This window comes from Mesorhizobium sp. M0968 (genome assembly GCF_040319065.1).
Classification (GTDB): domain Bacteria; phylum Pseudomonadota; class Alphaproteobacteria; order Rhizobiales; family Rhizobiaceae; genus Mesorhizobium.
In genome coordinates this window covers 236,982-259,847 of the sequence record NZ_JAMYNL010000008.1, presented here as the reverse complement: position 1 = coordinate 259,847, position 22,866 = coordinate 236,982, and the positions used below count along the sequence as shown (strand labels likewise).

Here is a 22,866-nt window from a genome sequence, read left to right as displayed (position 1 = left end):
GCAGGAAGGAACCTCGCTCTCCGTGCAGGGTTATTCACACGACGGCGTGGATTGGACTTGTTGAGAATGCCTTCAACTGCGATCAGAAGCATCGATTACCAGCCGGCGACGAGGGTACTCTCCGTATGGTTCGTCCCGAGCGGAAACCGCTATGATTACGAGGACGTGCCGCCGCAGGTCCACGCGGCATTCCGCAAAGCCTCGTCGAAGGGCCGGTTCTTCAACGCGCATATTCGCGACCGGTACAAATACCATCTGGTCGAGCAGAGCCATTCGAGCTGAGCCGAGGCCATCCGCCTCAGCCGGGCCCCTCCATCACCTTGCGCGTGTGGCGGGCGATGACACCTTCTTCGTCGGTTGCGACGACGCGGACTTCGACCTTGCTGTCCGTCTGGTTCATGAGCGCTTCATGGGATTTGTTGGCGGCCTCGTCGATCGCCACGCCGAGCCAGCCAAGCCTGCCGCAAATCGCTTTGCGGGCCGGGGCCGAGTGCTCGCCGATGCCGCCGGTGAACACCAGGCATTCCAGCCCACCCAGCGTGTTGGCGAGGGCGGCAACTTCCCTGCCGGCGCGGAAGGCGAAAAGCTCCACCGCTTCGCGCGCCCGGCGGTCGTCGCTGGCCTCCAGCGTGCGCATGTCGCCGGAAATGCCGGACACGCCGAGCAGGCCGGATTCCTCATAGAGCATGTCTTGCAGCGCCTCTCCCGAAACACCTCGTTCCAGCAGCAGGTACAAAAGCACGCCGGGGTCGATGGCGCCGCAGCGTGTGCCCATGACCAGGCCGTCAAGCGCCGAAAAGCCCATCGTCGTATCGACGCTTCGCCCGTCGCGCATGGCGCACAGGCTCGCCCCGTTGCCGAGATGGGCGACGATGGTTCTTTTCGCCGCCAGATCGGGCGATATCTGCTTGAGCCGGCCGGCAACATATTCGTAGGAAAGCCCGTGAAAGCCGTAGCGGTGGATGCCGTCCGCCTCATAGCGGCGCGGCAGCGCAAAACGGCTGACCAGAGGCTCGATGGTCCGATGGAAGGCCGTGTCGAAGCATCCGACCTGCGGCAGGTCGGGCCGCAGCGCGGCAAGCGCCCGGATTGGTGCGAGGCTGCGTGGCTGGTGCAATGGCGCAAGCGGGGTCAGCCTGTCGAGAGCCTCGATAATTGTCGGCGTCAGGCGGACAGGTTCGACGAACACGCGTCCGCCATGGACGATGCGGTGGCCGGCGGCGATCAGTTTCCTTCCGCCAAGTTCGTTCTCGATCCACTGCAGCATCTGGCCGATGCCCATGTCGCCTGATGCGTCCGCGGCAAGTGGCCGATCGCACTGCAGCTCCCCATCGGCGGCTTTCGCGGTCAGTCTTGGCGCATCGCCCAGATCCAGCGAACCGCGCGAGGCAAGATCCGGCTCGGCGGACGCTGCAAGGTCGTAAAGTCCGAACTTGATGCTGGACGAGCCGGCATTCAACGCAAGGATCGATCGTCGCATCAATCGCCGGCCCTCGTCGCGCCGTCCTGCGGCCAGGACCATTTCTGGATCTCGGGCATGTCCTCGCCATGTTCGCGGACATAGGTCGTGTGCTCAGCCAATTTCCCGTGCAACGCCGCGGCAAGATCCTTCGCCCGCTCGGCCAGCCCCGGCACGCGCGCGATCGCGGCGAGTGCCAGATGATAGCGGTCGAGCTGGTTGAGCACCACCATATCGAACGGCGTCGTCGTCGTGCCTTCCTCGCGAAAGCCGTGCACATGCATGTTGTCGTGATTGGCGCGCCGGTAGGTCAGACGGTGAATGAGATAGGGGTAGCCGTGATAGGCGAAGATGACCGGCTTGGCCCTGGTGAACAGTGCGTCGAATCTGTCGTCGGCAAAGCCATGCGGATGCTCGGAATTCGACTGCAAGATCATCAGGTCGACGACATTGACGACGCGGATCTTCAGGTCTGGAATGCCCGAGCGCAGGATGTCGGCTGCGGCAAGCGTCTCCAGTGTCGGCACGTCGCCGGCGCAAGCCAGGACCACATCCGGTTCTTCGCCCTTGGCAACCGTCCCGGCCCATTCCCAGATGCCGGCACCGGCCTGGCAGTGCGCTTCCGCGTCCTCGGCGGACAGCCATTGCGGCGCCGGCTGCTTGCCGGCGACGATGACGTTGATGCGGTTGTAGGTTTTCAGGCAATGGTCGGTGATCCACAGCAGCGTGTTGGCGTCGGGCGGGAAATAGAGCCTTACCGTGTCGGCCTTCTTGTTGGCGACGAAATCGGCAAAGCCCGGGTCCTGATGGCTGAAGCCGTTGTGATCCTGTCGCCAGACATGCGAGGTCAGCAGGTAGTTGAGCGAGGCGATCGGCTTGCGCCAGGCAAGTTCACCGGAGGTCTTCAGCCATTTGGCGTGCTGGTTGACCATGGAATCGACGATGTGGACGAACGCCTCGTAGCACGAGAACAGGCCGTGGCGGCCGGTCAGCAGATAGCCCTCCAGCCAGCCTTGGCAAAGGTGCTCGCTGAGCACTTCCATGACGCGGCCGTCACGGGAAAGATGGACGTCGTAGGGCTCGATCCGCTCCATCCAGATCCGATCCGTGACCTCGAACACGTCGTCGAGGCGGTTGGAGGACGTCTCGTCGGGTCCCATCAGCCGGAAATTCCTGGCCTCGGCGTTCAAGCGGATCACATCGCGAAGATAGCTCCCGACGGTCCGCGTCGCCTCCCCGACAGTGCCGCCCGGACGCGGTACGTCGAGCGCCAGGCCTTTCCAGTCGGGAAGCACGAGGTCTTGTTTCAGCAGGCCGCCATTGGCGTAGGGGATTGCGCCCATGCGTCTTGACCCCGTGGGCGCCAGCGCCGCGAGCTCCGCCAGGAGATGGCCGCCTTTATCGAACAGTTTTTCCGGCTCGTAACTGCGCATCCAGTCTTCCAGGATCTGGCGGTGCGCCGCATCGCCGCGTGCATTCGACACCGGCACCTGGTGCGAACGCCAGAAATCCTCGACTCGTCTGCCGTCGACCTCTTTCGGCCCGGTCCAGCCCTTTGGGCTGCGCAGCACGATCATCGGCCACAGCGGCCGCTCTCCCTTCCAGCCCGCGGCTCGTGCGGGCTCCTGGATGGAGTGGACCCGGTCGAGCACCGTATCGAGCGTGCGGGCCATCTCGCGATGCATCGCGGCAGGTTCATGACCTTCGACAAAAAAGGTTTCGTAGCCATAGCCGAGGAACAGGCTGCGCAACGCCTCGTCTTCCATGCGGCCGAGGATCGTCGGGTTGGCGATCTTGTAGCCGTTGAGATGCAGGATCGGCAGGACGGCACCATCGGATGCCGGGTTCAGGAACTTGTTGGAATGCCAGGCCGCGGCGAGCGGGCCGGTCTCGGCTTCGCCGTCGCCGACGACGCAGGCAACGACAAGGTTCGGATTGTCGAAGGCGGCGCCGAAGGCATGGACCAGCGCATAGCCGAGTTCTCCGCCTTCGTGGATCGAGCCGGGCGTCTCCGGAGCGGCGTGGCTCGGCACTCCGCCGGGAAACGAGAACTGCCGGAACAGCTTTCGCAGGCCGTCTTCGTCCCCGCCGACCTCGGGATAGATCTCGCTGTAGGTGCCCTCGAGCCAGGTGTTCGCGACCATTGCCGGGCCGCCGTGACCCGGACCGCAGATGAACAGGACATCGAGACCACGTTCACGGATGATCCGGTTCAGATGCACATAGATGAAATTGAGGCCGGGCGTCGTGCCCCAATGGCCGAGCAGCCGCGGCTTGATGTGCTCGGGCCGCAAGGGCTCGCGCAAGAGCGGATTGTCGAGCAGATAGATCTGGCCAACCGAGATGTAGTTCGCGGCGCGCCAGTAGCGGTCCATCAGATCGATCTGGTCAAGGCCGGTCGTGTGCGCTGCGGTGCGGGCCTCGTCGTTCATGGAAATGCCTCCGGAATACCCTCGTCCGTCGTTATCTGGAGTGGCGTCGCGTCGGAGAAAGGATTTGCCTCGAAATAAGTTTGGGCGGCGCGGCCGGCGCCCGCTTGTCGATCCTGCAACGCGCCTCGCCAGACAAAAGCGGGTCGGTCTTTTAGGGAACCTCGGGGCTTGCCAACGGTTAGGAAGATGCACCGCATTGCTTGAATCCAAGGGGACCGCCGAGGCCCTGAGATATGAGCCGGCCGAAGTGCCGTTGAGCAGGTTGGGCGATTGCAGCGGAAGCCCTAGGAGGAGCAGAAAGATGCTCGATCTCTCCCATGCCCGCAACCAAATGGTCGATATCCACCTGAGCCGCCGTGGCATTCGCGACCGCAATGTCCTTCTAGCGATGCGCGAGGTCCCGCGCGAGGCTTTCGTCGAGCCTGGTTTCGAAGAATTCGCCTATGAGGACGGGCCGCTGCCGATCGCCGAAGGTCAGACGATATCGCAGCCCTATATCGTTGCGTTCATGATCGAAATGGCGGAGGTCGGAGCCGGTGACCACGTCCTCGAGGTCGGCACCGGATCAGGCTATGCGGCTGCCGTGATGAGCCGTATCGTCGAACGCGTCTACACGATCGAGCGCCACGCCGCGTTGGCTGAAACGGCGAGGCAACGGTTCAAAAAGCTCGGCTACGATAATATCGAAGTCCGCACCGGCGATGGCACCAAGGGCTGGCCAGAGGCGGCACCCTTCGATGCGATCCTGGTTGCGGCCGCCGGACCCGGCGCACCTCTCGCTCTGCAGGAACAGCTCGACGTCGCCGGCCGGCTTGTCATCCCGGTCGGCGACGAATTCGACTCGCAGCGCCTGCTCAAGGTCACCCGGACCGGCGCCGCAACCTACACCGAGGAGGATTTCGGCGGCGTGCGGTTTGTTCCGCTGATCGGCGAGCAAGGCTGGGGCGAGCCAGGCAGCGACAGCCAGATAGCGGCCGAGCTTCCGCACCGGCATCAGCGCAGGAGCAGCCTGCCGCAGATGATCGCGGCCGCCGCCGAGCCGCTTCCGGATTTCGACGATCCGGCCTTCGGTGCGCTGTTCGACCGGTTTGCCGACCGCCGCGTCGTCTTGCTCGGCGAAGCCAGCCACGGCACGTCGGAGTTCTACCGTGCGCGCGCCGCGATCACTCGCAGGCTGATCGAGAAGCATGGCTTCACCATCGTCGCGGTCGAGGCCGACTGGCCCGATGCCGCGGCGATCGACCGTTATGTCCGCCATCGGCCGCCGCGGCCGGGCGCCGCGCCGCCGTTCCAGCGCTTTCCCACCTGGATGTGGCGCAACACCGACGTCGCGGCGTTCGTCGACTGGATGCGAGTGCGTAATGAGCGGATCAGCAAATCCTCCCGGCGGGCCGGATTCAATGGCCTGGACATCTACAATATGGGCGGATCGATTGCGGCGGTCCTGCAATATCTCGACCGGGTCGATCCGCAGGCGGCGAGGATCGCGCGCGAACGCTATGGCTGCCTGACGCCGTGGCAGAACGACCCGGCCACCTATGGCCGTGTCGCACTCACCTCCGGTTACCAGAAATGCGAGAAGGCCGTGCTCGAGCAATGCCGGGAACTGCTTTCCAGAGAGCTCGACTATGCGCAGCAGGACGGTATCGATTTCCTCGACGCCACCCAGAACGCCCGCCTGGTCGCCTCCGCCGAGCGTTATTACCGCACCATGTATTATGGCGGCGCGCAATCCTGGAACCTGCGCGACACCCACATGTTCGAAACGCTGGAGCACCTGCTGCAGGCCCGCGGCCCGAATGCCAAGGCGGTGGTATGGGCACATAATTCCCATATCGGCGATGCCCGCTATACCGAAATGGGGATCGTCAGGGACGAACTGAATATCGGCCAGCTCTGCCGCCAGCGTTTTGGCGACGAGGTTGCCTTGATCGGGCTCAGTACGCATTCCGGGACGGTGGCCGCCGCCACCGACTGGGACGGCGACATGGAAGTGAAACCGGTTCGGCCTTCCCACAACGACAGCTATGAGCGGCTTTGCCACGACAGCGGCGTCTCGCCTTTCCTGCTCGATTTCGAGCGCGACGACACGCTGCGCGAACGGCTTCTGGAGCGCCGGCTGGAACGCTTTATCGGCGTCATCTACCGGCCCGAAACCGAGCTCCACAGCCATTATGCGGACGCCTCGCTCGCCCGCCAGTTCGATGCTTTCGTCTGGTTCGATGAAACCTGTGCCGTGACGCCGCTTGGGCCGGAACATGCGGGGACAGGCCTTCCCGAGACCTATCCTTTCGGGCTGTAGCGAATTTGGACCCTGGGAAAGCGGAAAATCAAAAGAAGGAGGTCACCGATGGCCGGAAAAAAGACTCATGAGCAGCAATTGCGCATCATCGAAGAGCGCGAGAACACCAAAAACGCCGGCAAGGATTTCGACGCGGAAGCGGATTTGAAAAAGACCAGGCAAGAGCGCGAGGCGTTCCGGCGCGGTGCCGAGCTCAGATCGGACCCGAAGGATATTGCCGATCCCGACGATCGCAACATCATCCGCGGCGAGCACCAGGAAAGCGCCCACAACAAGCATCGCGCCGACCGCTGAACGGCCGGATCGCTTGACGTTAAGACAATACGGCGCCGGGTCCGTTCCCTGATCTGACGGATGCAGCGTTCGTGGCCGCAAAATTGGCGGACGAGGGCGCCGTCTCGATCCCTGGCGCTATTCGACAAAAAATGTCGCGGCGACAGCAATTGAGACGAGGCTCAGCATCGCCAGGCCTGCCCTGGCGACATGCGAAGCCTCCCAGACGTTGCGCAAATCTCTCCAGTCGCCGGTCTGCTTTCGAGAGAACATTGAAAAGAACGTCGCGGCGGATTTCGGCAGGGCAGTGTCTTGCACCCAGAAATTATTGACGGGGTGCGTGACCAACCAATAGGTCGCGTGCTCCGCCAGCAGGAAGACAAGCGCCGCCAAGGTCCACCAGAATCGGGCGCTTGGATAGGGCGTCAGGTAAAGCAGGACGGCGAGTGCAATGATGCCGCCGATCTCGGCGAACCCGCCGATCGTGAAGCCGGGATAGTAGATCGCCTGCACTGATCTGTAGGTGGCCTCCTTGAGGCGCAACTTGCCGGGCAATTCTAGAGCGTGCGCGAGCGAGAGCGCCATCGACACGGCGACCAACAGAAGCGTGGCGATCGTCAATGCGCGCATGTTCCTGCTCCCGACCATGCCCTCGTGGTGCGCGCGTAGATAGGGTGGTTGGTGATCCGGTAAAGGCAACGACACCCGACTTCGCCGGCAAGTCCGGTTCGGTCATTCCCCGATCTGGCTGGTCGACCGTTCGTGGACTGTGGCGCCGGTCTGCGCGTCGACCGCGACCATGCTGACCTCGTAGCCCCAGAGCTTGCGGATATGCCGCAGTGTGGCGTCGCGGCTGCCGCCTTCCAGCACTATGCCGTCCTTGACCTTATGCTGCAGGCGCAGATGCCGGTCGCCGAGCAGGTCCACGTCCACCACCTGGATGTCCGGCCGGCTGGCGCCGATATCGTAGCTGTGGGCGAGTGCGGCGCGGATGCTCTCGTAGCCGCGCTCATTGTGTATCGAGGCGACTTCGTAGTGCGGATCGTTGGCCGCATCGGCAAGCACAAAGAACCGCCATTTCCGGATCAGGGTAGGGCTCAGATACTGGCGGATGAAGGACTCGTCGCGATGGTTGGCCCAGGCGTCCAGCAGGGTCTGGCGCCAGTCGCCATTGCCGGCGATATCGGGAAACCAGTCGCGGTCCTCGGCGGTCGGCGCGGTCGAGATGCGCTGGATGTCCTGCATCATGTCGAGACCCAGCGCGTAAGGGTTGATACCGGAAAAGCGCGGATCGTCGAAGCCCGGCTGGAAGATCACGTTCGAATGGTTGCGCAGGATCTCCAGCATGGCACCTTCGCCGATCAGGCCGCGGTCGAACAAAAGGTTCATCAGCGTGTAATGCACGAAGGTGGCGCAGCCCTCGTTCATCACCTGCGTTTGGCGCTGCGGATAGAAATACTGCGCGATGACGCGGACAATCCGGATGACCTCACGCTGCCAGGGTTCCAGGATCAGGCTGTTCTTCTCCAGGAAATAAAGCAGGTTTTCCTCGGGCAGCTTGAGCGATTTCTTGCGCTCCGCCATGATGTCCGTCTCGCGGGGCTTGGCGCCGTCCTTCGAAGGCGGCAGCGTGCGCCATAGGTCGTTGTAGGAACGCTCCTCGTATTCCAGGCGCTCGCGAACGCCCTCGCGCTGCTTTTCCGACGACAGCTTCGGCGGCCGGTGATATCTGAACACGCCCTGCTCCATCAGCGCATGTGCGGCATCGAGGATCTCTTCCACCGCATCGACGCCATGCCGCTCCTCACAGCGGGCAATGTAACCCTTGGCAAAGTCCAGATAGCTGAGGATGGCGCTGGCGTCCGTCCACTGCTGGAACAGATAATTGTTCTTGAAGAAATGGTTATGGCCGAGTGCCGCGTGCGCCGTCACCAGGGCCTGCAAGGCCATGGTGTTTTCTTCCATCAGATAGACGATGCAGGGATTGGAATTGATGACGAGTTCATAGGCGAGCCCCCGTCCGCCTTTGCGATAGAGCAATTCCTGGTAGAGGTAGTGCTTGCCGAACGACCAGTGCCGGTACATCAGCGGCATGCCGACCGAGGAATAGGCGTCGAGCATCTGTTCGGACGAGATTATCTCCATCTGTACCGGATAGACGTCGAGGTGGAGCTCTTCGGTGGCGATCGCCTCGATGGTCTCGTAGGCGCGCGACAGCGTCCTAAAATCCCAGTCGGAACCGGAAAACAACAACCCGGATCTGCTCGCCATCAGCCCCCTCTTTCACCGCTCTTTTGATAACCCGGCTGTCTGGCGAAGAGCTGGCGGAAAACCGGGTAGATGTCGGCCGCCGTGGCGATGCGGCTCATCTGGAAGTTCGACCACCTCAGCTTGACCGCACTGTAGGCACGCCACAGCGACGTGCCGTTGTCGGTGGCGCCGAAGATGTGGCTCTCGCGCTCGTCGAGGATCTCGACATAGGCAAAGTACTGGCAAAGCCGCATGATCTGTTCGTCGAGCAGGGTGATGCAGCGCTCCGAATCGGTGACGAAATTGTCGCCGTCCGAGGCCTGGGCGACATAGATGTTCCATTCGCGGCTGGGATAGCGCTGCTCGACGATGCGGTGCATCTCCTCGAGCGCCGTGGAAACCACCGTGCCGCCGCTCTGGGTGTTGTAGAAAAAGGTCTCCTCGTCCACCTCCTGCGCCTCGTGCGTGTGGCGGATGAAGACCACCTCGGTCCGGTCGTAGCGCCGTTTCAGGAACAGGTGCAGCAGCACGAAGAAGCGCTTGGCCAGATCCTTCTCGCGTTCGCCCATCGAGCCGGACACGTCCATCAGGCAGAACATCACCGCATTGGCATTCGGCACCGGCTGGGCGTCGAAGCGGTTGAAGCGGATGTCGACCGGGTCGACATAGGCGATTCGCTTGCGGCGGCGCTCCAGTCGCTCAAGCTCTTCCTGCAGCGCCACGATGCGCTGGCGCCTCTCGGCGTTCTGCGGCTTCGCCTCCAGCGACGTGATCTCCTGCGCGATTGCGTCGAGTTCCTCCTGCTTGGGGCGCCTGAGTGCTATGCGGCGGCCATGGCTGTTGCGCATCGTGCGCCCGACATTGATGTTGGTCGGCGAGCCGGTCGCGGCGAAGCCGGCCCGGCGCGGCTTGAAAGCGAGGATCTCCTTGAGGTTGAGCTTGACCATGTCCGGCAGTTCGAGGTCTTCGAAAAAGAGGTCGAGAACCTCTTCGCGCGACAGCACGAAACGGAAATCGTCCTCCGATTCGGTTCTGCCCGGGGCTGATCCCATGCCGCCGCCCTGGCCGGGCTTGGGCAGCCGGTCGCCTGGGGTGAAATGCTTGTTGCCGGGCAGGACGTGCTGGCGGCTGCCGCTGTTCCTGGCATCGTTGAAGCTCGGCTCGCCGGTACCCCGCGCCGGCATCGAAACGGCATGCTCGGCGTCCACGTCGGCGATCTTGCCGGCGCGGATCTGATCGCGGATGGTGCGCTTCAACTCTTCGCGCGCCCGACGCAGGAAACGCTGCCGATTGCCGAGGCTTTTGTCCTTCGGGTTCAGTCGGCGATCGATGAAGATCGGCATATGTTACCCCGGGCTGGCTTCAACCCGCCTTGTTCACCCGCATGTACCAGTCCACCAGCCGGCGGACCTGGCGCTCGGTGTAGCCGCGCTGGATCATCCGCTGCACGAATTCGGTATGCCGCTTCTCCGTCACGCTGTCCTGCTTGGAGCCGAAGCTGATCACTGGCAGCAGGTCCTCGACCTGCCCGAACATCCGCTTCTCGATGACTTCGCGCAGCTTCTCATAGCTTGTCCATGACGGGTTGCGGCCATGGTTTCTGGCCCGCGCGCGCAGCGTGAACTTCACCACTTCGTTGCGGAAGTCCTTGGGATTGGCGATTCCGGCCGGCTTTTCGACCTGCGACAATTCGTTGTCCAAGACCTCGCGATTGAGGATCTGGCCGGTATCGGTATCCTTGTAGTCCTGATCCTCGATCCAGGCATCGGCGTAGGCGATATAGCGGTCGAACAGGTTCTGGCCGTATTCGCTGTAGGATTCCAGATAGGCCTTCTGGATCTCGTGGCCGATGAACTCGGCATAACGGGTGGCCAGCTCCGACTTTATGAAATCGAGATAGTCCGCCTCGGTCTCCTTCGGGAACTGCTCGCGCTTGATCGCCTCTTCAAGGATGTACATCAGATGCACCGGATCGGCCGCCACCTCTTCGGTGTCGTAATTGAAGGTCTGCGACAGGATCTTGAAGGCGAAGCGGGTGCTGACGCCGGTCATGCCTTCGTCGACGCCGGCGGCGTTTCGGTATTCCTGGACCGACTTCGCCTTGGGATCGGTTTCCTTGAGGTTCTCGCCGTCATAGACGCGCATCTTGGTGTAGAGCGGCGAATTGTCGTGTTCGGCCAGGCGGGTCGAGACGGTGAACCGGCTGAGGATATCGAGCACTTCCGGAGCGCAGGGGCTGTTAGCCAATTCGCTTTCGCGCAACAGCTTCTCGTAGATCTGCCGCTCTTCGGTGACGCGCAGGCAATACGGCACCTTGACCACCAGGATGCGGTCGAGGAACGCCTCGTTGTTCTTGTTGTTCTTGAACTGCAGCCATTCCGATTCGTTGGAATGGGCAACGATGATGCCCTGATAGGGGAAAGCGCCGAAATTCTCGGTGCCGTTGTAGCTGCCTTCCTGGGTGGCGGTCAGCAGCGGATGCAGCACCTTGATCGGCGCCTTGAACATCTCGACGAATTCGAGCAGCCCTTGCGTCGTCCGGTTCAGCCCGCCGCTATAGGAGTAGGCGTCCGGATCGGACTGGCTGAAGTTTTCCAGCTGCCTGATGTCGACCTTGCCGACCAGGGCCGAAACGTCCTGGTTGTTCTCGTCGCCCGGCTCGGTCTTGGCAATGCCGATCTGGCGCAGCCTGGACGGCATCAGCTTGACGACGCTGAATTTGGAGATGTCGCCGGACAATTCGTCGAGGCGCTTGGCCGCCCAGGGCGAGATCAGGCCGTTCAGCCGCCGTCGGGCGATGCCGTATTTGTCCTCCAAAAGGTCGCCCATGCGGTCGGGGTCGAACAGCCCGAGCGGCGATTCGAAGACCGGGCTGACCTGGCCGCCGACCTTCAGCGTATAGATCGGACGCTGCTCCATCAGCCTTTTCAGCTGCTCCGCAAGCGAGGACTTGCCGCCGCCGACCGGGCCAAGCAGATAGAGGATCTGCTTGCGTTCCTCGAGCCCTTGCGAGGCATAGCGGAAATAACCGGCGATACGCTCGATCGTATCCTCCATGCCGTAAAAGTCGGCGAAGGTTGGATAGATCTTGATCGTCCGGTTCGAAAAAATACGGCCGAGCCGCTCGTCCTTGCTGGTATCGACAAAGGTCGGCTCGCCGATCGCCTCGACCATCCGTTCGGGTGCCGAGGCGTACATCGACTTGTCCTCGCGGCAGGCAAGCAGATATTGCTGGAGGCTTATCTCCTCCTGAGCCGCATTCTTGTAAACCTCGGAAAACAGATCGAAGACGTCGGATTGATTCTCACGCATGGTATTCCTAGCCCCGGAGCCGGTGTGGCTGCACGTTTGTCTCTTGAACAACCAAATGTCAGAAAGCCCTTGTGGTTCCCTTCACTTCGCAGAGAGTGCATGTGATCGAAGGATAAGAGTCTAGATAAGGACATCCTGAGTGCAGACAAGGCGTGCAACGTCCTGACCGAGGCATAAAATCCTGAATTGCACCGCGCCCCGCTGACGACTCCCAACAAGACGGAGGAACGGTTCGGGTCCTTCCCGGTTGTGAGGGAAAGGAGACGGTCGATGTCTGGGAATAGTTTGTGGTTGCTCGTTGTTGCAGGCGGTCCACTGCTGCTGGCAATCCTGATCGCCTACGCCCTGCTCACGCAGCGCCGTCGCGGCCCGGCGGAGCGCAGGGAAAGCGAGCGCGCCACCGAGCGCCTGTATCAGGAAAAGAAGGACTGACCGACAGGATCGCAGCTCAGCTGCCGGCGGCCGCCAGCCCGGTCGCTTTTTCGGCGCGCAGCAGCATGCCAAACAGGTCACGCGGCTCATCGGGATCGGCCAGAAGGTCTAGTTCCTCGTAAAGGCCGGTCCGCTGAAGCTGATCGCGAACGTAACGCAACGCGGAAAAATCCTCGATCGCAAAGCCGACGGAATCAAACAATGTGATCTGTCGGGCGTCCGTCCGGCCTGCTGCCTTTCCTGTCATCACCTGCCACAATTCGGTGACCGGATGATCCGCATCGAGCTGCTGGCTCTCGCCTTCGATGCGCGTCTGCGGCGGGTATTCGACGAAAATATCCGAGCGCAGCAGAATGTCGCGATGCAGCTCGGTCTTGCCCGGGCAATCGCCGCCTACCGCATTGATGTGCACGCCGGATCCCACCATGTTGTCGGTCAGGATTGTTGCCGACCGCTTGTCGGCGGTAACCGTGGTGATGATCTCTGCACCCTCAACGGCCTCCTGCGCCGACGCGCAGAGCTTGATGTCGAAGCCCAGGCCGGCAAGGTTCTTCATGCATTTGGTCGAGGCCGCCGGGTCGATATCGTAGAGGCGCAGCCTGTCGACGCCAAGCAGCGCCTTGAAGGCGATCGCCTGAAATTCCGATTGCGCGCCATTGCCGATGATCGCCATGCAACTGGCGGCCTCTGGAGCGAGGTATTTCGCCGCGACGGCCGAGCTTGCGGCGGTTCTGAGCGCCGTCAGGATGGTCATTTCCGAAAGCAGCATCGGATAGCCGTTGCCGACATCGGCAAGCACGCCGAAAGCGGTCACGGTCTGGCGGCCGTCACGCGTGTTCTTCGGATGCCCGTTGACATATTTGAAGCCGTAAAGCTGCCCGTCGCTGGTCGGCATCAGCTCGATGACGCCGTCAATGCTGTGCGAGGCGACGCGCGGCGTCTTGTCGAACAGCTCCCAGCGCCTGAAATCCTCTTCGATATAGGCGGCAAGCTCGACCAGAAAGCGCTCGATGCCGATGGCAAGCACCAGCTTCATCATGCGGTCGACGCTGACGAACGGGACGATGTTCAAATTGGCAGTCATGGCTCAGAACCCCCTCGTCGGGCGGTCCATGATCCGCCGGCCCATCAGGCTTGCGGTCAGGTCAACCAAAAGCGTGGCGGTGCGGCCGCGCTCGTCAAGAAATGGGTTGAGCTCGACCAGGTCGAGACTGGTGACGAGGCCGCTGTCATGCAGCATTTCCATCGCCAGATGCGCCTCGCGGAAGGTGGCGCCGCCGGGAACGGTGGTGCCCACCGCCGGGGCGATCGACGGGTCGAGAAAATCGACGTCGAGGCTGACATGGAGCATGCCATTGGCGGCGCTCACCCGTTCGAGAAAGGCGCGAAGCAGTTGCGCTATGCCGTGCTCGTCGATCGAACGCATGTCGTGGACCGTCACGCCGGCTCTGCGCAATGCATCCCGTTCCGCCAGGTCCACGCTGCGGATCCCCAGCGCGCATATGCAAGCCGGCTCCACCTGTGCTGCAAGCCGGGGGAAATAGCCCTCGAAGCCGGGCTGCCCGCTGGCATAGGCCAGCGGCACGCCATGCAGATTGCCGCTGGTCGTCGTGTCGAGCGTATGAAAATCGGGGTGGGCGTCGAGCCACAGCACGAAGAGCGGGCGACCGGCATTCGCCGCGCGGCGGGCTATGCCGGCGAGCGTGCCGGCCGAAATGCTGTGGTCGCCGCCGAGAAAGATCGGCATCGCATCGGCGCTTGCGGCATAGGCGGTTTCGCTGATCGCTGCCGTCCAGGCGGCGATTTCCGGCAGCGCCTTCACCGCCGCGTTGCCGTGTACGACAGGGCGCATATCGGCAGGGACAATCGTTCCGAGGTCGGTCAGCGTATGGCCAAGCTCGGTCAGCGCGCCGGCCAGACCGGCCGTGCGAAGCGCGCTCGGCCCCATCTCGCAGCCCATCCTGCCGGAGCCGGCCTGGATCGGTGCTCCCACGATCGTGCAATGCATTCTCATAACCCACCAAATTACGATGCCTTTAGTGAAGCCCGCATCGCTGGCAGAATGAACATGTCAAATTGGCAAATTTGTCGAAGTGGCTTACCATAGCGGCAGCATCTACTTCCGTTGTGAGCGAACATGGACCGTCTCGACGAGCAGATCATCACCTCTTTGCGGCACGACGCCCGGCGCAGCATTTCCGACCTTGCCATTAGCCTGGGTGTCTCCCGGGCAACGGTAAGGTCCCGGATCGAGCGACTTGAAAGAGACGGCGTCATCGTCGGCTACACCGTCATTCTACGCGCCGACGCGGTCGATCAGCGGGTGCGTGGCATCATGATGATCGAGATCGAGGGCCATGCCGCCGATCGCGTCATCCGGGCGCTGGGCGGCTTCTCCGAGGTCTCGACCATCCACACGACCAATGGCCGGTGGGACCTGGTGATAGAACTCGGAACCCAGACGCTGAGCGAGTTCGATGCGGTGCTGAGACGTATCCGGCTGATTCCCGGAATTACCGGCAGCGAAACAAGCCTGCTCCTGGCAACGCCGCGCACCACCAAGGCGCGGCTGTGATCTTCGCCCTTGACCTCCAGCGGCAATGAAATCCCAAGCCAGGGAACCTTCAATTGCCGCCGCGGTTAGAGCAATTGCAGGAAAAGTGTGAAACGGTTTTCCGTTCGGAATTGCATCAAAACAAGAGAGATCGGTTCAGCGTTTCCCGCCTATGAACCGTTCTGGGCTCGGACAGCCCTTCTTCGAGGGAGAACAATCATGGCTCACGCCTAGCAGGAACTGGTCGAATTCGTTATCAGCAAAGCGTTCAATCCGGTCATGCGGGCCAAACCAGACGGAAAATCCGATGCCGGACGCAAGACGCTCGAACACGTCCAGCAGGCCACGAAGACCGAGATCGAGCGCTATCGCCATTACGGCTCGGCCGAGGAGGTCGCGACCAATTTCAAGCGCGACCTGAGCTCAGATGCCGCCAAAAAGTTGCACGCCCAGCTGCGGCGCCTGCATCTGCCGACGATCGAGGATATTCGCGACGAATTTGAGGACAAAGCCCGCAAGCTCGGGGTCAAGGCCTCGTCGTAGATCCGCGACCGGTCCTCGGTGACGTCCGTCAGGCTGTCATCACAAACCGTCCTTGGTCGGAGGCCACCCTGACCGAACCGTCTCGGGGATGTTGTCCGACGTCAGATCGCCCCGATTGAGTTTTTCAATCGCTTCATCGGCTTCGCTTTCGTCGAGACCGGAAAGCGGCAACCCGCCGACCACGACGGCTTCGTCGCTCTCGCTGTCATAGACCTCCCAGAGGCCTTGCGGATCCTGTCGTTTGTCGAACGGCATGGCAATCCCCAACACCGCTATTGCACGCTCGCCACCCATTTCAGGGCCTGGGCTTTTTCGCCCTCCGGAAAAACCCGCGCCTCGATTTGCGGAAACAGCGCGTCCGTCATTTCCGTGGCGGCCTTGATCCACTGCTTGTTGGAAATCACCGCGGCACGTTTGAAGCGGTGGAGCTCGCCAAGTTTGCTCAGCCCATACTGCAGGTCACGCCGCAAGGCGCCAGCCGTCATGTCCTCGAAATCGGCAAGATCGGTCAGGACGCCGATGTCCTTATGGTCGCTCAATTTCGCTTCGATTGCCGGGATGACTTTGTCGTAGTCGCCCGCCGTCACAGTGCCGGCGACACGAAAGGCGGCTACGTTCTGGGGAGCGGCAATCATCTCGATCATTTTTTCCTCCGGTCTCTGACTTGCTGCCTGCCCGAAACAAACTCGGGCCATTCGCGGATGTTCCCTGCCAAAAGCGTGTTTCACTTCGACCTAAAATGACGATCGGCCGGCCTCCCCGACCGGCGCTCGGATCGCCTGGGTGACGACGGTATAACGCGTGATTTGACCCTCCTCGGGGTCCTCCCCGTGGAAATGGATTGCTGCGTTCAGCGGCAGGTGGGCAGTGCTGCCGAACTGCTTGACGGCGGAGACATGCACGATCTGCACGTCGGGGTCGCGCTTCATGGCGTCCATTGCCGCAAGCTCGGCGCTGCTGCTGCCGCCGATCCGCCAGCTGGCTTCCAGCACTCCCGATCGCCAGATGCCCGAGGAATCGACACCTTGGCCGATGTCGTAGTTGCGCCGTGACGCAAAGAATCCGGGATAGCCATCCATCGCGGCGTCGTAGATCCTCGCCTGCGCCACAGCCAAACCTAGCGCCGGAGAAAGCTGCAGCCCGTCCAGCGCCTCCCATCCGCCGCGCACGACGACCAGATCGGATCCGCCGTAAACGGGCTGTCCGGCATTGTCCGCCGTCATTCGCTGCACCCCGTAATAGGCGACCGATGTTCCGTCGATCGCCGTTCTGCCAATGCTCAGCGTGACGATGTCGCGAAGCTCCGTTTCGAGAACAAGGCCGTATTCCGTCAGGTCGGAGGATGGATATCGTTCCAGCAGCCTTTCGATGTCGGCAACGGTCGCGGCGGTATGCTGGTCGCGGCCGCGCGATGCGCGCGGTGGCTTGAACCGGACCAGCCCGAGCTGCAGCAGACGTTCCGCTGCGCGCAGCGCGTCATCGCGTGAAAATGCGGTATAGCCGGGCAGTACGGCCGCGCCGACGGCTCTGCCGAAGCCGGCTGGCCATTCTTTTGGTCGTGCCGCCGACCCGTCCACCAGCTCGTGGGTTATGGCCTTGGTGGTTGCGAGGCGCCAGGGCACCACGCCGCCGAAGAGGTCGTCGGGCCCGTTGATGCCCAGTTGGACCGCATCGGCGGCAAGCAGGCTGTCGTCCGGCACGAAATACACTCGGCGACTGTCACCGCCGCCGTCACGCAGGCCCTCGCGGAAGGAAAATCCCTTCAACGCTGCAATCGTGCGCGCGACGGCAGCGACGGTTTCCCGTTCGTGGGCATAGATGGTCTCGCCGCCCGGCGCGGAGAATGCGACCACAACACCTTTCGCCCCGCTTGGTTGCTTACCGCTTAGCCCGGTCATGTCGCGCCCTTCGTCCATTGCCGAGCCCATTGCCGTTTCCGCGGCAATGCGTCCGAACCGAAAAACCCGCTTCCTCGGCGAATGTTCCGGCCAACGGCCGGCTATCCGGTTTGACCGGGGCGGCGACCGGAACATCGGCGGCTCGTAGCTGTTTATGAGGGAACGTCAGACAGGGAGATGGAGACCATGGCTTTCACGCTCAAAAGCTCTGCCTTTGCCGATGGCGACAAAATACCGCCGCGCTATTCCCGCGACGGCGGCAACGTCTCGCTACCATTGGAGTGGACGGACGCCCCGCAAGGAACCAAAAGCTTCGTCCTGGCCGTCGAGGACCCCGACGCCCCTTCAGGCACGTTCCGTCATTGGGCGGTCTACAACATCGACGCACAGCGCAACTTTCTTCCCGAAGGCACGACCGCCGGCGCCAAGACCGAGAGCCTCGGACACGGCGTCAACGATTTCGGCAATCCTCATTATGACGGCCCCCAGCCGCCGCCTGGGCATGGGCTCCACCATTACCATTTCCGGCTTCTTGCACTCGACGCCGAGACGCTTCATCTCGGCGAGAAGGCTGCCGTCGAAGACGTGCTGAAACAGGCCGAGCCGCACGTCGTGGGAGAGGCCGAGCTCGTCGGCACGTTCGAACGGGCTTGAGGACGCCACGCCACCCCGTCGCCTGGTTCGGCACAAACGGAGAAGCATGATGGACAACAAATCAAACCCTGTCGACCAACCCATATCCGGCAAGAAAGCCAGCGGCAGCGACAAGGCCGAGGCATCGAAGGAAGCAGGCGATCAGGCACGGAAAGCCCAGGAGTGGGGCGGCGGCTCAAAGGCCTCGAAAGGCGCGATATCGCCGCAGGATCGCAAAAATCAAAACTCCAGCCAGCGCAGCTGATACCGGTCCGTCATCCGGCAACGCGTCTGAAGCGGCGGGCAAGGCCGGGCTGGAGGCACTGCGCTGCGCCTCAAATCGCTAGCGGTTCATGTTCATGATCGCATTCATCGGCATCAAATTGTGGTCGAGATTGGCCATGATCCAGATCGAGCCGCCGATCACCAGAACTACGATCAGCACGCCGAAGGCAAGCGCCAGGGCGTTGTTGGTGTTGTCCGGTCCCGTCGTGATGTGCAGGAAGAAGACGAGATGCACGCCCATCTGGGCGATCGCCAGCACGACCAGCGCCACCGGAATGCCGGGTGCCCATATCAGGTTGGTTCCGGGCAACCAGAACGAGGCGATGGTCAGCAGCGTTGCCAGCCCGAGGCCGATCACATAGCCGCGTAGCCCGGATCCGACCTCGGTGTCGCCGAGGTATTCGTCACCCGGCGCCGTATCGATGTCGTAGCGCTCCAGGCCATCGGTGTCGCGCCGTTGCGCGTGGCGATCGTCCGCATTGCTCATCGACTTGCTCCCAGGAGATAGACCACCGTGAACAGGGCGACCCAGATGATGTCGAGGGCGTGCCAGAACAGGCTGAAGCACATGAAACGCCGAAGAATATCGTCGCGGAATCCCTTGGCGAAGATCTGCGCCATCATCGTGAGCAGCCACAGCAGCCCCGCCGTCACGTGAAGGCCATGGCATCCCACCAGCGTGAAGAACGCCGACAGGAAAGCGCTGCGCGTCGGTCCGGCACCGCTGGCAACCATATGCGCGAACTCGCGCAACTCGAGCAGGATGAAGCTGGCGCCGAGCACGAAGGTGACAGCCATCGCGACATAGAACCAGGAGCTTCGCCGCGCTGTCACGGCAAGGCTGGCGAGACCGCAGGTAAAGCTCGACAACAGCAAAGCGGCCGTCTCGATCGCGACGTTGCGCAGGTCGAACAGCTCGGCCCCGCTCGGCCCGCCCGCCGTCTTGCCCGCCAGCACGGCATAGGCCGCGAAGAAGGCCGAGAACATCACGATGTCGCTCAGAAGGAAGATCCAGAAGCCGTAGCCCACGACGATCCGGATCGGTGCCGGGCCGCCGTCGCCGTGGCCGGGTGCATGGCCGTGCCCGCCATGGAGGCGGTAGGGGTCACGCTCTCGAACGTCGATCGCGGTCATGGCCTTGGCCCCGTGTAAGTGGCCAGCGCCTCGCGGCGCGCACTTCGGTTGGCGCGGTCGATCCGGGCGACTTCGGCGGCAGGAATGACGTATTCGGGGATGTCGCGCCACGCGAATACGACGAAGGTGGCCAAAGCACCGAGCGCGCCGAGCGCCACCATCCACCAGATGTGCCAGATGAGGGCAAAACCCATCACGGTCGCAAAGAAGGCGCAGATGAACCCGGTGGGACTGTTGCGCGGCATCTCGATCGGCTCGTAGTCAGGCTCGTCGCGCAGCCGGTTTTGCTCGCGTGCCCGCTGCTTGATGCTCCAGTAGGGCTCTTCGCCCTCGACATGCGGAAGCGCGGCGAAGTTGAAGACCGGCGGCGGCGAGGGCGTGGCCCATTCCAGCGAGCGGCCGTCCCAGGGATCTCCGGTGGCGTCGCGAAGCGCCGCGCGCTGCCGGATGCTGACGACGAGTTGTACGATCTGCGCGACCACGCCGGCGGTGGTGATCAACATGCCGACGCCGGCAACCAGCACCCACGGATGCCAGGCCGGCACGTCGAAATGCTGCATGCGGCGGGTCATGCCGAGCAGGCCGACAGTGTAGAGGGGCACGAAGGTGGCGTAGAACCCGATCAGCGTCAGCCAGAAGGCCAGCTTGCCCCAGCCCTCGTGCAGCCGGAAGCCGAATGCCTTGGGAAACCAGTAGGTATATCCCGCGAAGGCGCCGAACAGCACGCCGCCGATGATGACGTTGTGGAAATGCGCCACCAGGAACAGGCTGTTGTGGAGCAGGAAATCGGCCGGTGGCACCGCCAGCAACACACCCGTCATGCCGCCGATGACGAATGTCACCATAAAGCCCAGCGACCACAGCATTGGCGTCGCGAAGCGGATGCGGCCGCCATACATGGTGAACATCCAGTTATAGATCTTCACGCCGGTACCGACAGCGATGATGCTGGTGGCGATGCCGAACGCGGCGTTGACGTTGGCGCCGGCGCCCATCGTGAAGAAGTGGTGCAGCCACACCATGAAGGAGACGATGCAGATGAAGAGCGTCGCGGCCACCATCGAGCGGTAGCCGAACAGCGGCTTGCTGGAGAAGGTGGAGATGACCTCCGAGAAGATGCCGAACGCCGGCAGGACGAGGATGTAGACCTCGGGATGGCCCCAGGCCCAGATCAGGTTCACGAACATCAGCATGTTGCCGCCAGCTTCATTGGTGAAGAAATGAAAGCCGAAATAGCGGTCGAGCGTCAGCATCGCGAGCGTGGCGGTGAGGATCGGGAAGGCGGCGACGATGAGCAGGCTGGCGGCAAGTGAGGTCCAGCAGAACATCGACATCCTGAGGTAACTCATGCCGGGCGACCGCATCTTCAGGATCGTGGTGACGAAATTGATCCCGGTGAGCAGCGTTCCGACGCCCGCTATCTGCACGGCCCACAGATAATAGTCGACGCCGACGCCCGGCGAATAGGCGGTCTCGCTGAGCGGCGGATAGGGCAGCCATCCGGTACGCGCGAATTCACCGATCACCAGCGAGATGTTGACCAGCAGCGCACCGGTGGCGGTGAGCCAGAAGCTCACCGAGTTGAGCGTCGGAAAGGCAACGTCTCGGACGCCGAGCTGCAGCGGCACGACCAGGTTCATCAGGCCGATGACGAACGGCATCGCCCCGAAAAAGATCATGATGGTGCCGTGGGCGGAAAAGACCTGGTTGAAGTGGTCGGGCGGCAGATAGCCGGGCGCTTGGAAGGCGAGGGCCTGCTGCGACCGCATCATGACGGCGTCGCTGAAGCCGCGCAGCAGCATCAGCAGCGCCAGCAGCGTGTACATCACGCCAATCCGCTTGTGATCGACGCTGGTGATCCATTCGCGCCAGAGATAGGGGAAATGGCCGGCCAGGAAGACCCAGGCCAGCACGCCGAGGATTGCCAGGGCGACGACCGCCGAGGCGATCATCGGCAGAGGCTGATCGAACGGAATGACGTCCCAGCTCAATTTTCCGAGCATTGTCAGCCTCCTGTCTTGGGCGGTACGCTCGGCTCGGGGCGACCGGCCTGGGGACCGGGCGCGGGCGGAACGCCCTGCGTCGCGATTTCATGGAAAAGGTCCGGCTCGACCGAGCGATAGGTCGAAGGCGGCACGTCGATGCTCTGTCTGGCCAGTTCCTGGTAGCTGGCCTTGTCGAGTGCCTGTCCCTGGCTTCGCGCCGAATTGACGAACGCGTCGAAGGCATCCGCTGCGACGGCATGCAGCACGAATTGCATGCCTGGAAAACCGTCACCGCTGAAATGGGCCGACCGCCCATAGAATTCGCCGGGCTGATCCGCCTGCAGGTGAAGCTGCGTCGTCATGCCATTCATCGTATAGATCATGCCGCCAAGCTGAGGCACGAAGAACGCGTTCATGACGCTTGCCGAGGTAAGCGAGAAATGCACCGGCCTGGCCGCCGGCACCACGAGCTGGTTGATGCTCGCGACATTCTGCTCGGGGTAGATGAACAACCATTTCCAGTCGAGCGAGACGACCTGCACCACAAGCGGCTTTTGCTGCGAATCCAGCGGCTTCATTGGATCGAGGTCATGCGACCCGATCCAGATGATGCCGCTCAGAAACAGGATGACGAGGATGGGGATCGACCAGACCACCAGTTCGATGCGTCCGGAATAGGCCCATTCCGGCAGGTACCGCGCTCTTGTGTTGGTTTCCCGGAACCACCAGGCAAAACCCAGCGTCGCCACGATCGTCGGGATGACGATGGCCAGCATGATAGCAACCGAATTGAGCAGGATCGTCCGCTGCGCGGCGCCGACTGGCCCTTGCGGGTCGAGCACACCGCCCTGGCAGCCGGCAAGCAACCCGACCAGCAAAATCGTCGCGCCGAGGCAGCCAAGACGGATGGCGGCACAGTTTCGAACGATCACCCTCAGCAGCATGAGATCTCGCCGTTTCCTGAAAACCGATGGAACGTTGCAGGCAGCGTGGCTGCCAACCCCCGAATGTGCGCGCCGGTGTGCTCCTGGCGACAGTTTCTTCACGCACGGGGCTCCGGCTGGCAGAACCACACGCGGCGGACGTCATCGTTAAGCGGTCAACCTGTCGAGAACCCTCCAAATCCTAAAAACCAGCGGCAAATCCCAAGCAACCAGAGCCAAATCCTAAGAAATCAGAAACAGTGCCCAGATCGAAGTTATCGCCAGAAACGTGGCGAATGCCAAGGCGGTAAACCGGTTCATGGCCCCGCCCACGGTTGGTCCATTTAGTCCGCTCCCTGCGACGTGGCTGCTGATTCCAATGATGCTGCTCCAGATGGCTGCGCCAACCGAACGAATGTTCGTCGCGAAAGTTCCCAAAAAGCCAGATCCA

Annotated in this window: 23 protein-coding genes; 8 read left to right on the top strand and 15 right to left on the bottom strand. The window is 62.4% G+C overall.

Features of this window, described 5'->3' with window-relative positions; all coding sequences use genetic code 11:
• Nucleotides 1-66 precede the first annotated feature (66 nt).
• Entirely contained in the window at nucleotides 67-282 is a 216-nt protein-coding gene (locus NKH67_RS17400; RefSeq protein WP_352473055.1) for a KTSC domain-containing protein, read from the top strand.
• Nucleotides 283-298: 16 nt separating this feature from the next.
• On the opposite strand, the gene NKH67_RS17395 is transcribed toward NKH67_RS17400, so the two are convergent.
• Both NKH67_RS17395 and NKH67_RS17390 read right to left on the bottom strand, forming a co-directional pair.
• Nucleotides 299-1,480: an acetate/propionate family kinase gene (locus NKH67_RS17395; RefSeq protein WP_352473054.1), complete on the bottom strand. Its 1,182-nt coding sequence runs from the start codon at nucleotides 1,478-1,480 to the stop codon at nucleotides 299-301.
• Nucleotides 1,480-3,891 carry a phosphoketolase family protein gene (locus NKH67_RS17390; RefSeq protein WP_352473053.1) on the bottom strand — a complete coding sequence of 804 codons (2,412 nt, stop codon included), beginning with the start codon at nucleotides 3,889-3,891 and terminating at the stop codon, nucleotides 1,480-1,482. The genes NKH67_RS17395 and NKH67_RS17390 overlap by 1 nt, the downstream gene beginning before the upstream one ends.
• A gap of 301 nt (nucleotides 3,892-4,192) precedes the next feature.
• On the opposite strand from NKH67_RS17390, the gene NKH67_RS17385 reads away from it, so the two are divergent.
• Nucleotides 4,193-6,193, top strand: a complete 2,001-nt coding sequence (locus NKH67_RS17385) for a protein-L-isoaspartate(D-aspartate) O-methyltransferase (RefSeq protein WP_352501154.1) — start codon at nucleotides 4,193-4,195, stop codon at nucleotides 6,191-6,193.
• A 48-nt stretch (nucleotides 6,194-6,241) separates the two neighbouring features.
• Nucleotides 6,242-6,487, top strand: coding sequence for a hypothetical protein (locus NKH67_RS17380; RefSeq protein WP_023720508.1), 246 nt, complete (start codon nucleotides 6,242-6,244; stop codon nucleotides 6,485-6,487).
• Between the two features lie 117 nt (nucleotides 6,488-6,604).
• Here NKH67_RS17380 and NKH67_RS17375 read toward each other — a convergent pair whose 3' ends face one another.
• From NKH67_RS17375 to NKH67_RS17360, 4 genes are all read right to left on the bottom strand, one after another.
• Entirely contained in the window at nucleotides 6,605-7,096 is a 492-nt protein-coding gene (locus NKH67_RS17375; protein WP_352473051.1) for a DUF1772 domain-containing protein, read from the bottom strand.
• A gap of 102 nt (nucleotides 7,097-7,198) precedes the next feature.
• Nucleotides 7,199-8,737 carry a SpoVR family protein gene (locus NKH67_RS17370; protein ID WP_352473050.1) on the bottom strand — a complete coding sequence of 513 codons (1,539 nt, stop codon included), beginning with the start codon at nucleotides 8,735-8,737 and terminating at the stop codon, nucleotides 7,199-7,201.
• Nucleotides 8,737-10,059: a YeaH/YhbH family protein gene (locus NKH67_RS17365; RefSeq protein WP_352473049.1), complete on the bottom strand. Its 1,323-nt coding sequence runs from the start codon at nucleotides 10,057-10,059 to the stop codon at nucleotides 8,737-8,739. The genes NKH67_RS17370 and NKH67_RS17365 overlap by 1 nt, the downstream gene beginning before the upstream one ends.
• A 19-nt stretch (nucleotides 10,060-10,078) precedes the next feature.
• Nucleotides 10,079-12,028 (bottom strand): PrkA family serine protein kinase, encoded by a 1,950-nt coding sequence (locus tag NKH67_RS17360; protein WP_352449545.1) that lies wholly within the window; start codon nucleotides 12,026-12,028, stop codon nucleotides 10,079-10,081.
• Between the two features lie 270 nt (nucleotides 12,029-12,298).
• Between NKH67_RS17360 and NKH67_RS17355 the strand changes: the two genes are divergently transcribed.
• Nucleotides 12,299-12,460 carry a hypothetical protein gene (locus NKH67_RS17355; protein WP_292655465.1) on the top strand — a complete coding sequence of 54 codons (162 nt, stop codon included), beginning with the start codon at nucleotides 12,299-12,301 and terminating at the stop codon, nucleotides 12,458-12,460.
• Nucleotides 12,461-12,476: 16 nt separating this feature from the next.
• Here the strand turns inward: NKH67_RS17355 and ocd are convergent, their stop codons facing one another.
• Nucleotides 12,477-13,544: an ornithine cyclodeaminase gene (gene ocd / locus NKH67_RS17350; protein WP_352473048.1), complete on the bottom strand. Its 1,068-nt coding sequence runs from the start codon at nucleotides 13,542-13,544 to the stop codon at nucleotides 12,477-12,479.
• Between the two features lie 3 nt (nucleotides 13,545-13,547).
• Entirely contained in the window at nucleotides 13,548-14,468 is a 921-nt protein-coding gene (gene rocF / locus NKH67_RS17345; RefSeq protein WP_352473047.1) for an arginase, read from the bottom strand.
• A 129-nt stretch (nucleotides 14,469-14,597) separates the two neighbouring features.
• Between rocF and NKH67_RS17340 the strand changes: the two genes are divergently transcribed.
• Nucleotides 14,598-15,035 (top strand): Lrp/AsnC family transcriptional regulator, encoded by a 438-nt coding sequence (locus tag NKH67_RS17340; RefSeq protein WP_352473046.1) that lies wholly within the window; start codon nucleotides 14,598-14,600, stop codon nucleotides 15,033-15,035.
• Between the two features lie 258 nt (nucleotides 15,036-15,293).
• Nucleotides 15,294-15,557, top strand: coding sequence for a hypothetical protein (locus NKH67_RS17335; protein WP_352473045.1), 264 nt, complete (start codon nucleotides 15,294-15,296; stop codon nucleotides 15,555-15,557).
• A 39-nt stretch (nucleotides 15,558-15,596) separates the two neighbouring features.
• On the opposite strand, the gene NKH67_RS17330 is transcribed toward NKH67_RS17335, so the two are convergent.
• From NKH67_RS17330 to NKH67_RS17320, 3 genes are all read right to left on the bottom strand, one after another.
• Nucleotides 15,597-15,812: a hypothetical protein gene (locus NKH67_RS17330; RefSeq protein ID WP_352501153.1), complete on the bottom strand. Its 216-nt coding sequence runs from the start codon at nucleotides 15,810-15,812 to the stop codon at nucleotides 15,597-15,599.
• Between the two features lie 17 nt (nucleotides 15,813-15,829).
• Nucleotides 15,830-16,201 carry a SpoIIAA family protein gene (locus tag NKH67_RS17325; RefSeq protein ID WP_352501152.1) on the bottom strand — a complete coding sequence of 124 codons (372 nt, stop codon included), beginning with the start codon at nucleotides 16,199-16,201 and terminating at the stop codon, nucleotides 15,830-15,832.
• Nucleotides 16,202-16,291: 90 nt separating this feature from the next.
• Nucleotides 16,292-17,485 carry a DUF3182 family protein gene (locus tag NKH67_RS17320; protein ID WP_353031393.1) on the bottom strand — a complete coding sequence of 398 codons (1,194 nt, stop codon included), beginning with the start codon at nucleotides 17,483-17,485 and terminating at the stop codon, nucleotides 16,292-16,294.
• Between the two features lie 156 nt (nucleotides 17,486-17,641).
• Here NKH67_RS17320 and NKH67_RS17315 point away from each other — a divergent pair, with 156 nt between their 5' ends.
• Together NKH67_RS17315 and NKH67_RS17310 are read left to right on the top strand one after the other, a co-directional pair.
• Nucleotides 17,642-18,109 carry a YbhB/YbcL family Raf kinase inhibitor-like protein gene (locus NKH67_RS17315; RefSeq protein WP_352473041.1) on the top strand — a complete coding sequence of 156 codons (468 nt, stop codon included), beginning with the start codon at nucleotides 17,642-17,644 and terminating at the stop codon, nucleotides 18,107-18,109.
• 46 nt (nucleotides 18,110-18,155) lie between these two features.
• Entirely contained in the window at nucleotides 18,156-18,353 is a 198-nt protein-coding gene (locus NKH67_RS17310; protein WP_352501151.1) for a hypothetical protein, read from the top strand.
• Between the two features lie 78 nt (nucleotides 18,354-18,431).
• Here NKH67_RS17310 and cyoD read toward each other — a convergent pair whose 3' ends face one another.
• From cyoD to cyoA, 4 genes are read right to left on the bottom strand one after another with little or no spacing between them, the layout of a single operon-like run.
• A complete protein-coding gene (gene cyoD / locus NKH67_RS17305) occupies nucleotides 18,432-18,860 on the bottom strand; it encodes a cytochrome o ubiquinol oxidase subunit IV (protein ID WP_352473039.1) in 429 nt (142 codons plus the stop codon).
• The gene (cyoC, locus tag NKH67_RS17300) at nucleotides 18,857-19,507 is read right to left on the bottom strand and encodes a cytochrome o ubiquinol oxidase subunit III (protein ID WP_352449535.1); all 651 of its coding nucleotides are present in this window, start codon (nucleotides 19,505-19,507) and stop codon (nucleotides 18,857-18,859) included. Before cyoC ends, cyoD begins: the two co-directional genes overlap by 4 nt.
• Nucleotides 19,504-21,510, bottom strand: a complete 2,007-nt coding sequence (gene cyoB / locus NKH67_RS17295) for a cytochrome o ubiquinol oxidase subunit I (protein WP_352473038.1) — start codon at nucleotides 21,508-21,510, stop codon at nucleotides 19,504-19,506. The genes cyoC and cyoB overlap by 4 nt, the downstream gene beginning before the upstream one ends.
• A 2-nt stretch (nucleotides 21,511-21,512) precedes the next feature.
• Nucleotides 21,513-22,436 carry a ubiquinol oxidase subunit II gene (gene cyoA, locus NKH67_RS17290; RefSeq protein ID WP_352473037.1) on the bottom strand — a complete coding sequence of 308 codons (924 nt, stop codon included), beginning with the start codon at nucleotides 22,434-22,436 and terminating at the stop codon, nucleotides 21,513-21,515.
• Nucleotides 22,437-22,866 lie beyond the last annotated feature (430 nt).

Excerpts from the sequence above, each read along its gene's own strand:
- NKH67_RS17360 (WP_352449545.1), bottom strand. The coding sequence starts at position 12,028 with ATGCGTGAGAATCAATCCGACGTCTTCGATCTGTTTTCCGAGGTTTAC.
- NKH67_RS17375 (WP_352473051.1), bottom strand. The coding sequence starts at position 7,096 with ATGCGCGCATTGACGATCGCCACGCTTCTGTTGGTCGCCGTGTCGATG.
- ocd (WP_352473048.1), bottom strand. The coding sequence starts at position 13,544 with ATGACTGCCAATTTGAACATCGTCCCGTTCGTCAGCGTCGACCGCATG.
- cyoC (WP_352449535.1), bottom strand. The coding sequence starts at position 19,507 with ATGACCGCGATCGACGTTCGAGAGCGTGACCCCTACCGCCTCCATGGC.
- NKH67_RS17325 (WP_352501152.1), bottom strand. The coding sequence starts at position 16,201 with ATGATCGAGATGATTGCCGCTCCCCAGAACGTAGCCGCCTTTCGTGTC.
- NKH67_RS17330 (WP_352501153.1), bottom strand. The coding sequence starts at position 15,812 with ATGCCGTTCGACAAACGACAGGATCCGCAAGGCCTCTGGGAGGTCTAT.
- NKH67_RS17385 (WP_352501154.1), top strand. The coding sequence starts at position 4,193 with ATGCTCGATCTCTCCCATGCCCGCAACCAAATGGTCGATATCCACCTG.
- NKH67_RS17315 (WP_352473041.1), top strand. The coding sequence starts at position 17,642 with ATGGCTTTCACGCTCAAAAGCTCTGCCTTTGCCGATGGCGACAAAATA.
- NKH67_RS17395 (WP_352473054.1), bottom strand. The coding sequence starts at position 1,480 with ATGCGACGATCGATCCTTGCGTTGAATGCCGGCTCGTCCAGCATCAAG.
- cyoB (WP_352473038.1), bottom strand. The coding sequence starts at position 21,510 with ATGCTCGGAAAATTGAGCTGGGACGTCATTCCGTTCGATCAGCCTCTG.
- NKH67_RS17370 (WP_352473050.1), bottom strand. The coding sequence starts at position 8,737 with ATGGCGAGCAGATCCGGGTTGTTGTTTTCCGGTTCCGACTGGGATTTT.
- rocF (WP_352473047.1), bottom strand. The coding sequence starts at position 14,468 with ATGCATTGCACGATCGTGGGAGCACCGATCCAGGCCGGCTCCGGCAGG.
- NKH67_RS17380 (WP_023720508.1), top strand. The coding sequence starts at position 6,242 with ATGGCCGGAAAAAAGACTCATGAGCAGCAATTGCGCATCATCGAAGAG.
- cyoA (WP_352473037.1), bottom strand. The coding sequence starts at position 22,436 with ATGCTGCTGAGGGTGATCGTTCGAAACTGTGCCGCCATCCGTCTTGGC.
- NKH67_RS17365 (WP_352473049.1), bottom strand. The coding sequence starts at position 10,059 with ATGCCGATCTTCATCGATCGCCGACTGAACCCGAAGGACAAAAGCCTC.
- NKH67_RS17320 (WP_353031393.1), bottom strand. The coding sequence starts at position 17,485 with ATGGGCTCGGCAATGGACGAAGGGCGCGACATGACCGGGCTAAGCGGT.
- NKH67_RS17390 (WP_352473053.1), bottom strand. The coding sequence starts at position 3,891 with ATGAACGACGAGGCCCGCACCGCAGCGCACACGACCGGCCTTGACCAG.
- NKH67_RS17340 (WP_352473046.1), top strand. The coding sequence starts at position 14,598 with ATGGACCGTCTCGACGAGCAGATCATCACCTCTTTGCGGCACGACGCC.
- cyoD (WP_352473039.1), bottom strand. The coding sequence starts at position 18,860 with ATGAGCAATGCGGACGATCGCCACGCGCAACGGCGCGACACCGATGGC.
- NKH67_RS17310 (WP_352501151.1), top strand. The coding sequence starts at position 18,156 with ATGATGGACAACAAATCAAACCCTGTCGACCAACCCATATCCGGCAAG.
- NKH67_RS17335 (WP_352473045.1), top strand. The coding sequence starts at position 15,294 with ATGCGGGCCAAACCAGACGGAAAATCCGATGCCGGACGCAAGACGCTC.
- NKH67_RS17355 (WP_292655465.1), top strand. The coding sequence starts at position 12,299 with ATGTCTGGGAATAGTTTGTGGTTGCTCGTTGTTGCAGGCGGTCCACTG.
- NKH67_RS17400 (WP_352473055.1), top strand. The coding sequence starts at position 67 with ATGCCTTCAACTGCGATCAGAAGCATCGATTACCAGCCGGCGACGAGG.